Source organism: Oceanimonas sp. AH20CE76 (assembly GCF_039654065.1).
GTDB classification, from domain to species: domain Bacteria; phylum Pseudomonadota; class Gammaproteobacteria; order Enterobacterales; family Aeromonadaceae; genus Oceanimonas; species Oceanimonas smirnovii.
In genome coordinates this window covers 1,852,865-1,868,262 of sequence record NZ_CP155481.1, presented here as the reverse complement: position 1 = coordinate 1,868,262, position 15,398 = coordinate 1,852,865, and the positions used below count along the sequence as shown (strand labels likewise).

The following is a 15,398-nucleotide window of genomic DNA, read 5'->3' as shown; positions in this document are numbered from 1 at the left end:
AGCGCCGGTGCAGCCGGCGCTGTTGTTGTACGTCCCGTCCGTGGGAGTGCGCATCAGATCCGATGCGCGGCAAATTCATTAAGCATGTCGTCCACCAGCGCCAGCCGGGCTTTGGCGTCATTGCTCGGAATGGCAAAGCGCAGCCTGGTGGGGCCCTCCATTTTGTAGATGCGGGGCTGACTTTGCAACAGGCCCACCAGATAGCCGGGATCTACCCTGGCATCTTCACCAAAATTAATGGTCCCTCCTTGCGGGCCGGCATCAATTTTTTCGATGCCAAGCTCGCTTGCCTTTGTTTTGAGTGCAGACAGCGCAATCAGGTTTTTGCCCGGCTCCGGCAGCAGGCCAAAGCGGTCAATCAGCTCCACCTGCAGCTCGCGCAGGGCGGCGTCGTTGTCGGCGGCAGCAATGCGCTTATACATGGACAGCCGCATGTTCACATCGGGAATATAATCGTCGGGCAGCAGGGCAGGCAGGCGAAGCTCAATCTCGGTCTGGCTGGCCAGCAGCTTGTCCAGCGCCGCCTCCTTGCCGGACTGCAGGGCTTTTACTGCCTGCTCCAGCATTTCCATATACAGGCTGAAGCCAATGGCAGTGATCTGGCCGCTCTGTTCGTCGCCCAGCAGCTCGCCGGCACCACGAATTTCCAGATCGTGGGTGGCCAGGGCAAAGCCGGCCCCCAGATCTTCCAGGGCGGCAATGGCCTCAAGCCGCTTTTTGGCGTCTGTGGTCATGCGTTTGGGATGGGGCGTGAGCAAATAGGCATAGGCCTGATGATGGGAGCGGCCTACCCGGCCCCGCAACTGGTGCAGCTGGGCCAGGCCCAGCTTGTCGGCGCGGTCCATGATAATGGTGTTGGCACTGGGCACATCGATGCCGGTTTCGATGATGGTGGAGCACAGCAGCACGTTAAAGCGCTGGTGATAGAAGTCCGACATTACCTTTTCAAGCTCGCGCTCACGCATCTGGCCGTGGGCAATGCCAATGCGGGCCTCGGGCACCAGGGTACGCAGGGCATCCAGGCTGTTTTCTATGGTCTGCACCTCATTGTGCAGATAATAGACCTGACCGCCGCGTTTCAGCTCCCGCAAAATGGCCTCACGCACCACGGTCGGATCCGACTCGCGCACAAAGGTCTTTACCGCCAGCCGCTTGGCCGGCGGCGTGGCAATAATGGAGAGATCGCGCATACCGCCCATGGCCATGTTCAGGGTGCGCGGAATGGGGGTGGCAGTAAGAGTGAGAATGTCCACGTCGGCACGCAGCGCCTTGATCTTGTCTTTCTGGCGCACGCCAAAGCGGTGTTCTTCGTCCACAATCAGCAGGCCCAGATCTTTAAAACGCACATCCTGGCTGAGCAGCTTGTGAGTGCCAATCACAATATCAATGCTGCCGTCTGCCAGCCCTTCCAGGGCCTTGTCTTGCTCCTTGCCGGTCTTGAAGCGACTAATCAGCTCCACCTTGACCGGCCAGTTGGCAAAGCGGTCACGAAAGTTGTCGTAATGCTGCTGCGCCAGCAGGGTGGTGGGCACCAATACCGCCACCTGCTTGCCGCCGTGCACCGCCACAAAGGCGGCGCGCATGGCCACTTCGGTTTTGCCAAAGCCCACGTCGCCGCACACCAGCCGGTCCATGGCCTTGGGTTGGGTCATGTCGGTGAGCACGGCACTGATGGCCTTGAGCTGATCGTCGGTTTCCTCAAAGGGAAAGGCATCACAGAACTGGCGGTAGGCGTTCTTGTCGTGGGCAATGGCCTGGCCCGGCTGGGCGGCCCGGCGGGCATACACATCCAGCAGCTCGGCGGCCACGTCCCGCACTTTTTCGGCGGCCTTGCGCTTGGCCTTGGCCCAGGCGTCGTTGCCAAGGCGGTTCAGGGTGGGCTCGTCGGCACCGCTGTAGCGGCCTACCAGATGCAGGGCGGTCACCGGCACATAGAGCTTGTCACCGCCGGCGTATTCCAGGGTCAGATATTCCGACTTCATGCCACCGGCGTCCAGGCTTTGCAGGCCCATATAGCGGCCCACGCCGTGATCCAGATGCACTACCGGCTGACCGATGGACAACTCAGCCAGGTTACGAATAAGGGTGTCGGGGCTGAGGCTGGCGGACTTTTCCCGCCGGCGGCGCTGGATCACCCGGCCACCAAGCAGGTCCCCTTCGCACACCAGCGCAAAGCTGTCGTTCAGCACAAAGCCCTGTGCCAGCGGGCCCACCAGCAGGCCCAGTTTATCGCTGCCGGCGGCAAAGTCGTTCAGGCTCTCCACCGGTGTGAGCTTAAGGGGAGAGCCTGCCAGCAGCTCGGTCAGCGCCTCGCGCCGGCCGGCGCTTTCCACCGAAAACAGAATGCGCCCGGCAAAGGACTGACAGAAATTCAGCAGCCTCGCCAGGGGCTCGGTTTTCTGGTGCTCTACCTCAAGCAGGGGCAGGGCAGACACAGGCGCATTTACCCGATCGCCTTTTTCCGGTACCGGATCCTGACTCAGTTGCAGCCGCGGCCAGTGATTCAGTTGCTGCATCAGGGCATCGGGTTTTAAATACAACTCGTCGGGTGCCAGCAAGGGGCGCAGCATGTCGTGACGGCGGTCTTCGTAACGCTCGTTTACATCGCGCCAGAAAGTCTGTGCGGTGGGCTCTATATCACCCACTGCCAGCACCTGCATGGACTCGGGCAGGGCATCAAACAGCGTATTGGTCTGCTCAAAAAACAGCGGAAAATAATACTCAATGCCCGGCGGCAGCTGACCTTGGCTGACACGGTGATAAAGCGACTCCGGCTCATTGCGCAGGGCAAAGCGCTCTCTGTACTGGCCGCGAAATCGCTCTATGGCCCCGCTGTCGGTAGGAAACTCCCGGGCCGGCAACAGCCGCACTTCGTTTATCTTGTCGCGGGAGCGCTGACTGTCGGGATCAAAGGGGCGCAGGGTATCAATTTCATCATCAAAAAAGTCGATGCGCACCGGCTCTGCCGCCCCCATGGGGAACAGATCCAGCAGCGCTCCCCGGGCGGCAAACTCACCATGCTCCAGCACCTGCTCCACGGCACGGTAGCCGGCCTGCTCCAGCCGCTGGCGCAAATGGTGCATGTCCAGCCGGTCGCCCACTTTAAGCAGCAGGCTGTTTCGCTCCAGCCAGTCCCGGGGCGGCGTGCGCAGCATCAGAGTGGTCACCGGCACTATCAGCAGACCCCGGCTTAATGCCGGCAGACCATAGAGGGTTTCCAGCCGCTGGGAGATAATGTCCTGATGGGGTGAAAACTGATCATAGGGCAGGGTTTCCCAGTCGGGCAGCAGCTGCACCGGCAAGGTGGCATCATTCAGCAGATGGCGCACTTCCTGCTCCAGCCGCAGGGCGGTGGGGGTGTCGGGCACCACCAGCAACATACGCTGGTGTTGCTGTTTCACCTGATGGGCAATGGCCAGGGCCAGGCTGCTGCCAATCAAACCGCCCAGGCTGGCTCTGGGTTTGGGCGTGGGGCTGGAGATCTCAATCATGAAGTTGGCTTGTCATTCTGTTGGGCGCGCTGCTCGGCGCGGGCTTTAAGTTGTTTGGCCTGTAGCTGCAGGCTGGCGCGAATAAGGGCGTCTCTGTCCTGCTCGCGAATACAGGTAAAGCGGCAGTGGCAGCGGTTGGCATCGGGGCCGTTATGCACTTCACCATAGGCAAAGACCGCCACCGAATATTCCGGCAAAAACAGTTTAATGCGCACCGCCTGGCCGTCGGTCATGGGGTGTCGCGGGGTAAAGTCAAAACCGCCGCCGCCCAGGGTCAGGGTGTAGCTGCGGCAGTCCGGGTCGTCCTGCTCTGCTAATACATGACTCAGCACCAGGTCGATTTTGCGGGACTGCTGATTAATCACCTCCACCAGATCACTGGCGTGATCGTCCAGGTTACGCAGCAGTCGGGCCTGATGGGTGTCAATGCGGGTGACTTCGCTGATCAGCCGGAAAGGACCGGGAATGTCGGCCTCCAGTTGTTCCACATCGGGCACGGTTTCGCCTTGCTCCAGAGGAATAAGATTCACCCGGGCACGATACTCCACACTGAAATAAGGATCTGTCATGCTTCGCTGCTCTTGTTGCGCCTGTCACAAGCCTTTATTATTCCGCAACTTGCGGGTGACGTAAAACCCTTTGAAAAAACGGAAGATTATGCCATGTTTCAACCCCTGACGCTGATGCTGGGCCTGCGCTATGCCGGTGCCCGTGGCCGGCGCAGCTTTGCCTCCTTTGTTTCCGGTTTTTCCACCATTGGCATTTTGCTGGGGGTGGCGGCACTGATGCTGGTGTCGTCGGTGATGAACGGCTTTGAGCAGCAGCTCAAAACCAACCTGCTGGGGGTCATTCCCCATGCGCTGGTCACCAACGACGCCCGCCGGCTGAGCGACCCCGAGGCACAGGCCGGGCGCTTTGCCGGCGTGCCCGGTGTGCTGGCAAGCAGCCCCTTTATCAGCGCCGAGGCCATGGTGCAGGGGCCGGCGGCACTGACCGGTGCCGAGCTGTACGGCGTGGATCCAGATAATGCTTCAGACCGGCTGCTGAGCCAGCTGGATGAACAAACCCTGGGTTATTTTCGCGACCTGCCCTATGGCGTGGTGCTGGGTGCCGGTCTGGCCCGCGAGCTGGGCGTCACTCCGGGTGACAAGGTGCGCCTTACCGTGACCGAAGGCAGTCGTTTTACGCCGCTGGGCCGGGTGCCCAGCCAGCGGCTGTTTACTCTGGTGGGTACCTTTGCCACCGGCCAGGATGTGGACCGTCAGCTGGCCCTGACCCGGCTGGAAGACGCCGGCCGGCTGCTGCGTTACCGCCCGGGGCAGGTGTCGGGGCTGCGGCTGTGGCTGGCAGATCCGTTTGAGGTGAGTGAGCTGCCGGCGCTTGATGCCGGCCTTAAGTACGAAACCTGGCAGCACAGCCGGGGCGAGCTGTTTCAGGCGGTGGCCATGGAAAAACGGCTGATGAGCCTGATGCTGGCGCTGATTATTCTGGTGGCAGCCTTTAATATTCTTTCTGCCATGGTGATGGTGGTGACCGACAAGGAAGCCGAAATTGCCATGCTGCAGACCCTGGGGCTGAGCCGTAACCGTGTGATGGCGGTATTTATGATTCAGGGCGGCTTCAGCGGTGTGCTGGGCAGTTTGCTGGGCTTTGCGCTGGGGCTGCTGCTTACCCTTAATCTGGATGCGGTGCTCAACGTGCTTGGCATCAACTTTTATTCCTCTGCCGGCGGCAGTCAGCTGCCGGTGCTGCTGCTGCCGGCTCAGCTTGTGACCATTTTGTTTTCCACCCTTGCCCTGTGTGTGCTGGCCAGCCTGTATCCGGCCTGGCGGGCATCCCGGGTGCAACCTGCCGAGGCCCTGCGCTATGAGTAATTCGTTGTTGACGGTTGAAAACCTGACCAAAACCCACCGCGACGGCGAGCGCTCGGTGAGCATTTTGCACGGCGTGAGCCTGGGCCTGAACGCCGGCGAGAGTCTGGCGGTGGTGGGCAGCTCCGGCTCGGGCAAAAGTACCCTGCTGCACTTGCTGGGCAGTCTCGACACGCCCACGTCGGGCCGGGTGCTGGTGGAAGGAGAAGATCTGCATCAGCTGCCCAACCGGGCTCAGGCCCGTTTTCGTAACCAGAAAATGGGCTTTGTGTATCAGTTTCATCATCTGCTGGGGGAGTTCAGCGCCCTGGAAAACGCCGCCATGCCACTGCTGATTGCCGGCCGGCCGGTGGCCGAAGCCAAAGAGCGGGCTGAAACCCTGCTGGGCCGAGTGGGGCTGGCGCACCGGCTGGATCACCGCCCGGCTCAGCTTTCCGGTGGTGAGCGCCAGCGGGTGGCCATTGCCCGGGCGCTGGTGAACAACCCCCGGCTGGTGCTGGCCGACGAGCCCACTGGCAACCTGGATGCCCACAGCGCGGCGGATGTATTTGCGCTGCTGGCAGAGCTGCAAAGCGAGCTGGGCACCGGGCTGGTGGTGGTCACTCACGATCTGGCGCTGGCGGGGCGGCTCAACCGTCAGGCCCGGCTGGTGGACGGCCATCTGGAGGAACAGTAATGTTTCGGCCATTACCGGTTTATCTGGGCTGGCGTTTCAGCCGGGCCAAACGGCGCAACCGTTTTATTTCCTTTATTTCGGTGGCCTCCATTCTGGGCATTGCCATTGGCGTGAGTGCGCTGATCTTGGGGCTGTCGGCCATGAACGGCTTTCAGCGTGAGCTGGAAAACCGCATTCTGTCTGTGCTGCCCCATGGCCAGCTTTATACTGCCGACGGCCCGGTGGCCACCTGGCAGCCCATGCAGGCCAGTCTGGAGCGGGCGAAGGGCATAGAGGCGGTGGCCCCCTTTGTGCCGCTGGAAGGGCTGCTCAGCAAGGGCAGCATGCTGAAGGCGGTGCAGTTGCAGGGGGTGGACCCAGAGCGGGAAATGCGCATCTCGGCGCTGGGGCCCTATCTGGACGGCGGTAACCTGGACGCGCTTAAGCCCGGTGAGCGGGGCATTATTCTGGGCCAGGCCATTGCCGACAAGCTCAAGCTTGAAACCGGCGACAAGGTCTCGTTGCTGTTGCCGTCTCCCGATGAGCAGGGCTTTGGCTCGCCCCGCCGCCATGCCTTTACCCTGGTAGGGGTGCTGCGCCTCGGCGGTCAGCTCGACACAGTGCTGGGCTATACCCATATTCAGGACGCTCAGGAGCTGAAAGGCATGGACGACAGCGTGATGGGCTTTCATCTTAAGGTGAATGAGGTGCTGGCTGCCGATCGCATCAGCTTTGATGCGGCCATGGGGCTGCCCGCGGGCTTTTATGTAACCAGCTGGATGAACAGCCAGGGCAATATTTACCGGGATATACAGCTGGTGCGCACTCTGATGATAGTGGTGCTGCTGCTGGTGATGGCAGTGGCCAGCTTTAATATTGTGTCTACCCTGGTGATGGCGGTAAACGAGAAGAAGGGCGACATTGCCATTCTCAAAACCATGGGGGCCGGGCCCTGGCAGATTAGGGGTGCTTTTGTGGTGCAGGGCATGCTCAATGGCGTGACCGGCGTGCTGGCCGGCGGCCTGCTGGGGGCCTTTCTGGCCGGCCGGCTGTCGGAGCTGGTGGCCGGTGTCGAGCGGCTGACCGGCCACAGCGTGCTGAACCCGGATGTGTATTTTATTGACTTTATTCCTACCGAGTTTCACTGGGCAGATTTGTGGCTGGTCACCGGCTCGGCACTGGTGCTGATCTTTATCGCCACTCTCTATCCTGCCTGGCGGGCGGGACGGCTGCTGCCAAGGCAGCTGTTGGGAGAAGGGTAAAACATAGCGGGAAGCTTGAAGTAAAACAAAAAACAGAGACAGGCTCTAGCTTCCAGCTTCCCGTCAGGGAGTTCGTCGTGCGCGCCGGCGCAGCAGCGCCAGCTGCACTTTCCAGCGCCAGCCCAGGCGGGTGAGCAGCCAGCCCAGCGCCGCCGAGGCAAGGGCCAGCAGAAGGCTGCCGGCAAACAGGGGAGCGGCCACTGCCAGCGCTTCGTGCTCCAGTGAGAAGCCGGCGCTGAACTGCATCTCGGGCTGATTCAGCAATGTTAAACCCAGCTCATAGGCAAGATAAAACATGGGGGCTATGGTAAGCGGATTGTTTACCCACACCATGGCAATGGCCAGAGGCAGGTAGCCGCGCATCAGCACTGCCAGAGCAATGGCGACCAGGGTATGCATGGGCAAGGGCAGCCAGGCGGCAAAGAGCCCGGCCGCTACCGCCACGGCGGCAGAATGGCGGTTACAAAACCAGTAGTCCGGATCCAGAAGGCGATCACCAAAAAGCCGTAACACTTTGTGCTGACGCAGTGCCTCCTGGCTGGGCATTCTGTTGCGAACCCACTGGCGCAGCATCAGCGCTCCCGCCGTCGTCGTTTCCACTGGCGTGACACTGACCAGCGCCACAAGCCGTGAATAAACATATACCCAATGGCCGAACTCACCAGCGCCAGCACCAGGCTGCCCAGTAAAAAAGGCGGGCCTGCGGTGCTCATGGCACCGGCCAGCCAGCTCAGACTCACTTCAAAGTGCTCGTAATGGTGGGGCCGGTTCAGCAGGAAAGAGCCCAGGCGATAGGCAAAATAAAACATGGGGGCCATGGTTAACGGGTTGGTCAGCCATACCAGTACCGCCGACAGCGGCAGATTAACCCGAAACAGCATGGCACCGCCGGCGGCGACCACCATCTGAAAGGGAATGGGCAGCCAGGCACAAAACAACCCCACTGCAAAGGCACCGGCAGCGGAATGACGGTTCAGGTGCCACAGGTTGGTGTCGTGTAACCGGTCGCCAAACAGGCTCAGGTATTTGTTGTTTCTGATGGTACCTTGCTCGGGCATCAGACGTTTCAGGATCTTTCTTGGCATTTGCTCCAGGTCCGCAATACTTACCGGATGGACAAGCGGCTGTTTTTCTTTTGTGCTGGCATTGCCAGTTGCCTGTGGTGGCCCTGGCTGCCGGCCCGGGAACTATGGATACCACTGGCAATATTAAGTGTTGCCGGTGGGCAGACCCGCCCCGCTGCAGCCGCTTTTATGCTGGGGGTAGTGTGGGTGTTATGCTTCAGCCACTGGCAGCTGAGCTGGCTGCAAACCACCGATGCCATGGGTCGCAGTCAAATCATGACGGCCCGTGTACTGGAGGTTCAGCCCCGCCAGGATGGCGTCAGCCGGCTGATTGTCGGCCTGACTCACCTGCAGGGTCAAGCACTTTCACCCAGGCCCCGCGTTCTGCTGAGCTGGTATGGCGAAAATCCGTCCCCTCAGCCCGGCGATCGCTTCAGTGCCATCACTCAGCTGTCACCCCCCCATTCGTTGCTGAATCCCGGCAGTTTTAACAGTGCCCGCTGGCTGCTGGGGCAGGGTATCACTGCCAGAGGTTATATTACCGGCACGCTTGCTATCAGTCCGGCCCGCACCGGGTTAAGGCAGCAGTTGTTGCATCGGTTTAATCTCAGCACGCATTCCCTGGCGTCGCAAGCCTGGCTCAGGGCGCTGAGCTTTGGTGAGCGCAGCGGACTGACCAGCGACGACTGGACCATGCTGCGTGCCCTTGGTGTCAGCCATTTGTTTGCCATTTCGGGGCTGCATATTGGTCTGGTAGCGGGACTGGGCTGGCTGGCCGGACGACTCACCGGCCATTACACCACGGGCCTGGTGGCTGCGTTGTTGCTGGCTGCCGGCTATGCCTGGCTGGCCGGGTTTGGGGTAGCCACCCAGCGGGCGCTGCTGATGCTGGCATTATGGCTGGGCTTGCTGTGGTGGGGCCGGTTCTGGAGCGGGCGGCGTATTTTGCTCAGCACCATGGCCTTGTTGCTGGCAGTCAACCCCTGGCTGGTGCTGAATCTGGGGTTCTGGATGTCAGTGCTGGCGGTCGCTGCCCTGCTGGCGCTGGCCGGCGGACGGCGCAGCCTGTGGCGTTTGCAGCTGGGGCTGGGACTGTTGTTATTGCCGCTGGTGATGCTGCTGTTTGGTGGTGTCAGCAGTTTATCGGTGCCGGTGAATCTGATACTGATCCCCTTGTTTTCCCTGTTGTTGATACCGTTGCTACTGGTGGCGTGTTGTTTGCTGCTGTTATGGCCGCCACTGGCGGCTCCGGTGTTTTCGCTGCTGAACAGTCTGTTTACGCCCTTGATGAGTGCGCTGCACTGGCTGGCAGCTTATCTCTCTCCCTGGGCAGAATTATCAGCCTTTGCTCAGGGTATGATACTACTGCTGATGTTGCTGCCACTGGCACTGTTACTGCCCGCCGGGCGCTGGCTGGCGCTGCCGCTGGTGTGGCTGGCCGGATTGTTGTTATGGCCTGGTCCGTCCTGGCAGGTGCGGGTGCTGGATGTGGGGCAGGGGTTGTCGGTGCTGGTGACCCAGGGAGAACGGGCGCTGCTGTATGACACAGGTAACCGGTTTCCGTCGGGTTTTAATATGGCCGATGGCGTTATTTTGCCCTTGCTGGCCCGGCTGGGAATAAGCAAACTCGACTACCTGATAATAAGCCATGAAGACAGTGATCACAGTGCCAACCGCCACTATCTGGCCAGCCGGTTGCCGGTCGCAAAACGGTGGGGGGCCTGGCCTCACGGCATGCCCTGCCGGGCGGGGCAGCTGCGACAATGGGGCAGGCTGCAGCTGGAAATGCACTGGCCGGTCAGTCCAAGTGGCCATCGTAATAATGACTCCTGCGTATTGCGCATTACCGATGGCAGGCTGGCAGTCTTGCTGACCGGTGATATTGAACGCCGGGCTGAGCAGGTGCTGATCAGCCGGAAAACACGATTGCAGGCGCAGCTGCTGTTAAGTCCGCACCATGGCAGCGGCAGCTCTTCCAGTGCGGCGTTAATTGAAGCCGTATCACCGGCCTGGGTGGTACACACTGCCGGCTTTGGTAACCGCTGGGGTTTTCCTGCCGAGGAGGTGCTGGCCCGTTATCAGGCCGCCGGAGTACATCAGTTGATCACAGGGCAAGACGGCATGATCCACTTTGCCGCCAGTGGTGATCAATGGCGCAGAGTGGGGCAAGGGCGGCCCGGCCCCTGGTATCAGCAGCTGGCCGCCTGGCGTGAAACTGGCAGAAATGCGGTGGGGCCGTTAGAATAGCGCCTCGTTTTCCACGGCAGAGTTTTTATGTCTACAGATGTACACTCCTCGTCCTGGCCTGTGCTCAAGCGCCTGCTGGCTTATGTAAAGGAGCGCAAGCTCGGCCTGGTGGCTGCCATTATTGGCATGGCTGGCTATGCCGCCGTTGACACTACCTTTGTGTATTCCATCAAACCGCTTATCGACGAAGGCCTGACCGGTGATAATCCTGCAGTGCTGAAGTGGATGCCGTTTTTTGTAATCGGTATCGTCTTTTTACGCGGCCTTTGTACCTTTTTGTCGGGTTACTGCATGGCCTGGGTGGGTAACCATGTGGTGATGTCGCTGCAGCAGCAGGTGTTTGACAAGCTGATGGCGATGCCAGTGGCATTTTTTGATAAACACAATACCGGTAATTTGCTGTCAAAGGTCACTTACGATGCGTCTCAGGTATCTTCTGCCGCCAGCTCCACCCTGGTCACCCTGGTGCGTGAAGGGGCTACCGTCATTGGCCTGCTGGGGCTGATGTTTTATCACTCCTGGCAGCTGTCACTGATTTTCTTTGTGGTGGGGCCGGTAGTAGGCATCATGATAGCGATGATCAGCCGTCGTTTTCGCCGCATCAGCAAGGGCATGCAGGCAGCCATGGGCAACATCACCAGCAGCACCGAACAAATGCTCAAAGGCCATAAAGAAGTGCTGATGTTTAACGGCCAGAAAGTAGAAAGTGGTCGTTTCTTCAAGGTGAGCAACAAGGTCCGCCAGCAGAACATGAAAATGGTGGCTGCCGATGCGGTGGGCACGCCGCTGGTGCAGGTGATTGCTTCTACTGCACTGGCCATTCTGCTTTATGTGGCCAGCTTTGACGGTATGCAGGAGCAGCTGACTCCGGGTACCTTCACCGTGATAGTGACCTCCATGATGATGCTGATGCGCCCGCTGAAGAGTCTCACCCAGATCAATGGCCCTTATCAGCGCGGCATTGCCGCCTGTCAGAGCCTGTTTGAACTGCTCGACAGTGACGCCGAAACCGATAAAGGCACTCAGCCACTGGAACGGGCTGAAGGCCATATTGAGTTCGACAAGGTGACCTTCTGTTATCCCACCAAAGAAACGCCGGCTCTGAAAAACATGAGCTTTACCCTGGAGCCGGGCAAAACCGTTGCGCTGGTGGGCCGCTCCGGCTCGGGCAAAAGTACCATTGCCAGCCTGCTGACCCGTTTCTACGACATTAATGACGGCGAAATTCGTCTCGACGGCGTTAATATTCAGGATTATAAACTCAGCGATTTGCGCCGGCAGTTTGCGCTGGTGTCCCAGCATGTGCACCTGTTCAACGACACCATTGCCAACAACATTGCTTATGCTGCCGAAGGACGTTACAGCCGTGAGCAGATAGAAGCCGCCGCCAAACTGGCCTATGCCGATGAGTTTATCAATAAGCTGGATCAGGGTTACGACACCGTGATTGGTGAAAACGGGGCCAGTCTGTCCGGTGGTCAGCGTCAGCGTATTGCTATTGCCCGGGCCCTGCTGCGCAATGCGCCGCTGTTAATTCTGGATGAAGCCACCTCGGCGCTGGATACCGAGTCGGAGCGCCATATTCAGGCCGCCCTCGACGAGCTGCGTAAAGACAGAACCGCGCTGGTGATTGCCCACCGGCTGTCCACCATTGAGAACGCCGATGAAATTCTGGTGATTGATGAAGGCCACATTGTGGAGCGGGGCAGTCATGCCGAGCTGATGGCGCGAAACGGTGCCTATGCCCAGCTGCGCACCATACAGTTTGGCGAACACTGATGCGAGCCTGGTACCGGGGGGCGCGCTGGTTGTGGCTGCTGTGGCCACTCAGCCTGTTGTTCGCGCTGATAAGTCACCTGCGCCGGCAACTGTTTGCGCTTGGTCTTAAGCGAGTTTACCGGGCTCCGGTGCCGGTGGTGGTGGTGGGTAACCTCACCGTGGGTGGCAACGGCAAAACGCCTGTGGTGGTGTGGCTGGTGGAATGGCTGCGTGAGCAGGGTTATCACCCGGGCGTGATCAGCCGGGGTTATGGTGGCAACAGCGAGCAATATCCGCTGGTGCTCAATGATAATACGCCTGCCGCTCAGGCCGGTGATGAGCCGGTATTGATTTACCGGCGTACCGGCTGCCCGGTGGTGGTGGGGCCCAGGCGGGCCGACGCAGCCGCACGGCTGGCGGCGCTGGGGGTGGATATTATTATCAGTGACGACGGCCTGCAGCACTATGCGCTGGCACGGGACATCGAGCTGGTGGTGGTGGATGGCCAGCGCCGCTTTGGCAATGGCCGGCTGCTGCCCATGGGGCCGCTGCGGGAAGGCAAGTGGCGGCTTAATAGCGTTGATGCGGTGATTAATAATGGCGGCCCTGTTCAGCCCGGTGAATATCTGATGACGCTGGCACCCGGCGAGCTGCGGCCGGTAAGCGGCGAGGGTAAAACGCCGGCGTCCGGCGCCACAGTGCATGCGCTGGCGGGCATCGGCCATCCGCCGCGGTTTTTTAACACCCTGCAGGGTCTTGGCTTTATACTGGATAAGCAAATAGCACTGGCAGATCATGAGCCCATGCGGCCGGCTGAGTTGGCATCGCTTGCGGATCAGCCTTTGCTGATAACGGAAAAAGACGCGGTTAAATGGTCCGGCGGCCATAATGACTGCTGGTATTTGCCGGTGCAGGCCTGCCTGCCGGCGGAGTTTGAACAGATGCTGTCGAAACGACTAAAGGAGCTGAATCATGGCAATTGATGCCAAACTGGTGGAAATTATTGCCTGCCCGGTCTGCAAGGGCAAGCTGCAACTGGACCGGGAGCACAATGAGCTGGTGTGTCGTTTTGACCGTCTGGCCTATCCCATTACCGAAAACATTCCGGTGCTGCTGGAAAGCCGGGCTCGCCGGCTCGATCTGGATGAGCTGCCGGGATGAGTTATACCGTTGTTATTCCTGCCCGCATGCAGTCTACCCGGCTGCCGGGCAAGCCCCTGGCAGATATTCACGGCAAACCCATGATCGAGCGGGTGGCAGAGCAGGCGCTGAAAAGCGGCGCAGGGCGGGTGGTGGTAGCCACTGACGACCAGCGTATTGCTGATGCTCTGGCCCATACCAGTGTTGAGATATGCCTGACCGGCAGCCATCATGAGTCCGGCACCGAACGACTGGCAGAAGTCGTTGAACAGCTTCAGCTTGCCTCCGATGAAATAGTGGTGAATGTACAGGGCGATGAGCCCCTGCTGCCGCCGGTCCTGATAGATGAAGTGGCGGCACTGCTCGCTAATGACAATGCGCCCATGGCCACTCTGGCCACGCCACTGCTGCATACTGATGAACTTACCGATCCTAATGTAGTGAAGGTGGTACACAGCCTGCAGGGCAGGGCACTTTACTTCAGCCGCGCCGCCATTCCCTTTGACCGCGATAATACCAATGCCCGCCTGGATCATTGCCTGCGCCATATTGGTATCTATGCCTACCGTGCCGGTTTTATCAGCCGCTATGTGGCCCTGCCTGCCGGCCCCCTGGAACAACTGGAAAAGCTTGAGCAACTGCGCGTGCTCTGGCATGGCGAGCACATCGCGCTGGGAGTTGCCAGTGAAATACCCCCTGCTGGTGTGGACACACCCGCCGATCTGGAGACAGTACGCCGCTTGCTGGCCACTTGTACCCATAAGGTTTAATTCGTATCTGCCGGCAACAGCCGATGTTGCCGCATAATTTAAAGCAAATATCTGAGGACATTATGATTACCCTGGGTGAATACATAGTAAAAACACAGTCTGAATACCCCAGCGCCACCGGCGAGCTGTCGTCGCTGCTGTCGTCCATTCGTCGTGCTGCCAAAATTGTAAACCGTGAAATTAACCGTGCCGGTCTGGCAACCGATATCATCGGTGGCAGCAATGGCAGCCAGAATGTACAGGGTGAGGTTCAGCAAAAACTGGATGTATTCGCCAATGACAAGTTCAAGGCGGCGCTGGAAGCCCGTGGCGAAGTGTGCGGCATTGCCTCCGAAGAAGAAGACTATTTCGTCTGTTTCGACAGCGCCAAGCGCAGCGACGCCAAATACGTGGTGCTGATGGATCCGCTGGACGGCTCCTCCAACATAGACGTGAACGTGTCTGTGGGCACTATCTTCTCCATTTACCGGCGGGTCAGTGAGCCGGGCACGCCGGTGGTGATGGAAGACTTTCTGCAGCCGGGCGTGAATCAGGTGGCCGCCGGCTATGTGGTATACGGCTCCTCCACCATGCTGGTGTACACCACCGGTAACGGCGTGCACGGCTTTACCTACGATCCGTCCCTGGGATCTTTCTGCCTGTCTCACGAAAACATTCGTATTCCCGAGCAGGGCACCATTTATTCCGTAAACGAAGGAAATTACATCAAGTTTCCGGAAGGCGTGAAGAAATACATCAAATACTGCCAGGAGCAGGACGAAACCACCAAACGCCCTTATACCTCCCGCTATATCGGTTCACTGGTATCCGATTTTCACCGCAACATGCTGAAAGGCGGTATTTACATTTACCCGTCCGGCACCAGCGCCCCCAACGGCAAGCTGCGCCTGCTCTATGAGTGCAACCCGCTGGCATTCCTGGCCGAGCAGGCCGGTGGCAAGGCATCTGACGGTTATCAGCGCATTATGGAAATCAAACCCACCGAGCTGCACCAGCGCACCCCTTACTTTGTGGGCTCCACCGCCATGGTGGAAAAAGCCGAAGGTTTTATGAGTGAGTTCTCAGCGGCCAAGTAAGCCCGAATTTATTCGTGCAAACCGGCCATCCTGCATCACGGTGCCCCGTTGAAACGGGGCCTAC

General features: G+C 59.6%; 13 protein-coding genes. 9 read left to right on the top strand and 4 right to left on the bottom strand.

Translation table 11 applies throughout. The features are described from left to right. Window positions 1-53: 53 nt before the first annotated feature. Both mfd and N2M06_RS09075 read right to left on the bottom strand, forming a co-directional pair. Window positions 54-3,491 (bottom strand): transcription-repair coupling factor, encoded by a 3,438-nt coding sequence (gene mfd / locus N2M06_RS09080; protein WP_346350591.1) that lies wholly within the window; start codon window positions 3,489-3,491, stop codon window positions 54-56. Next, entirely contained in the window at window positions 3,488-4,060 is a 573-nt protein-coding gene (locus tag N2M06_RS09075) for a PilZ domain-containing protein (RefSeq protein WP_346350590.1), read from the bottom strand. The genes mfd and N2M06_RS09075 overlap by 4 nt, the downstream gene beginning before the upstream one ends. 93 nt (window positions 4,061-4,153) lie before the next feature. Between N2M06_RS09075 and N2M06_RS09070 the strand changes: the two genes are divergently transcribed. From N2M06_RS09070 to lolE, 3 genes are read left to right on the top strand one after another with little or no spacing between them, the layout of a single operon-like run. Then, complete coding sequence (locus N2M06_RS09070; RefSeq protein ID WP_346350589.1) at window positions 4,154-5,365, top strand: lipoprotein-releasing ABC transporter permease subunit; 1,212 nt, start codon at window positions 4,154-4,156, stop codon at window positions 5,363-5,365. Beyond that, window positions 5,358-6,038: a lipoprotein-releasing ABC transporter ATP-binding protein LolD gene (gene lolD, locus N2M06_RS09065; RefSeq protein ID WP_346350588.1), complete on the top strand. Its 681-nt coding sequence runs from the start codon at window positions 5,358-5,360 to the stop codon at window positions 6,036-6,038. The genes N2M06_RS09070 and lolD overlap by 8 nt, the downstream gene beginning before the upstream one ends. Continuing rightward, the gene (gene lolE / locus N2M06_RS09060) at window positions 6,038-7,279 is read left to right on the top strand and encodes a lipoprotein-releasing ABC transporter permease subunit LolE (RefSeq protein ID WP_346350587.1); all 1,242 of its coding nucleotides are present in this window, start codon (window positions 6,038-6,040) and stop codon (window positions 7,277-7,279) included. Before lolD ends, lolE begins: the two co-directional genes overlap by 1 nt. Before the next feature lie 63 nt (window positions 7,280-7,342). Here lolE and N2M06_RS09055 read toward each other — a convergent pair whose 3' ends face one another. Both N2M06_RS09055 and N2M06_RS09050 read right to left on the bottom strand, forming a co-directional pair. Further along, complete coding sequence (locus N2M06_RS09055) at window positions 7,343-7,879, bottom strand: DUF2062 domain-containing protein (protein ID WP_346350586.1); 537 nt, start codon at window positions 7,877-7,879, stop codon at window positions 7,343-7,345. Continuing rightward, entirely contained in the window at window positions 7,852-8,364 is a 513-nt protein-coding gene (locus N2M06_RS09050) for a DUF2062 domain-containing protein (protein ID WP_317075506.1), read from the bottom strand. Before N2M06_RS09050 ends, N2M06_RS09055 begins: the two co-directional genes overlap by 28 nt. Before the next feature lie 27 nt (window positions 8,365-8,391). Between N2M06_RS09050 and N2M06_RS09045 the strand changes: the two genes are divergently transcribed. The 6 genes from N2M06_RS09045 to fbp all read left to right on the top strand — a co-directional run bounded on the left by N2M06_RS09045 (window position 8,392) and on the right by fbp (window position 15,334). Continuing rightward, entirely contained in the window at window positions 8,392-10,590 is a 2,199-nt protein-coding gene (locus N2M06_RS09045) for a DNA internalization-related competence protein ComEC/Rec2 (protein WP_346350585.1), read from the top strand. 27 nt (window positions 10,591-10,617) lie between these two features. Continuing rightward, on the top strand, window positions 10,618-12,369 hold the full coding sequence (gene msbA, locus N2M06_RS09040) for a lipid A ABC transporter ATP-binding protein/permease MsbA (RefSeq protein WP_346350584.1): 1,752 nt from the start codon (window positions 10,618-10,620) through the stop codon (window positions 12,367-12,369). Further along, entirely contained in the window at window positions 12,369-13,331 is a 963-nt protein-coding gene (gene lpxK / locus N2M06_RS09035; protein ID WP_346350583.1) for a tetraacyldisaccharide 4'-kinase, read from the top strand. Before msbA ends, lpxK begins: the two co-directional genes overlap by 1 nt. Further along, a complete protein-coding gene (locus tag N2M06_RS09030; RefSeq protein WP_014292329.1) occupies window positions 13,321-13,509 on the top strand; it encodes a Trm112 family protein in 189 nt (62 codons plus the stop codon). Before lpxK ends, N2M06_RS09030 begins: the two co-directional genes overlap by 11 nt. Then, window positions 13,506-14,258, top strand: coding sequence for a 3-deoxy-manno-octulosonate cytidylyltransferase (kdsB, locus tag N2M06_RS09025; protein ID WP_317075509.1), 753 nt, complete (start codon window positions 13,506-13,508; stop codon window positions 14,256-14,258). Before N2M06_RS09030 ends, kdsB begins: the two co-directional genes overlap by 4 nt. 62 nt (window positions 14,259-14,320) lie before the next feature. After that, window positions 14,321-15,334 carry a class 1 fructose-bisphosphatase gene (fbp, locus tag N2M06_RS09020; RefSeq protein WP_026344891.1) on the top strand — a complete coding sequence of 338 codons (1,014 nt, stop codon included), beginning with the start codon at window positions 14,321-14,323 and terminating at the stop codon, window positions 15,332-15,334. Window positions 15,335-15,398 lie beyond the last annotated feature (64 nt).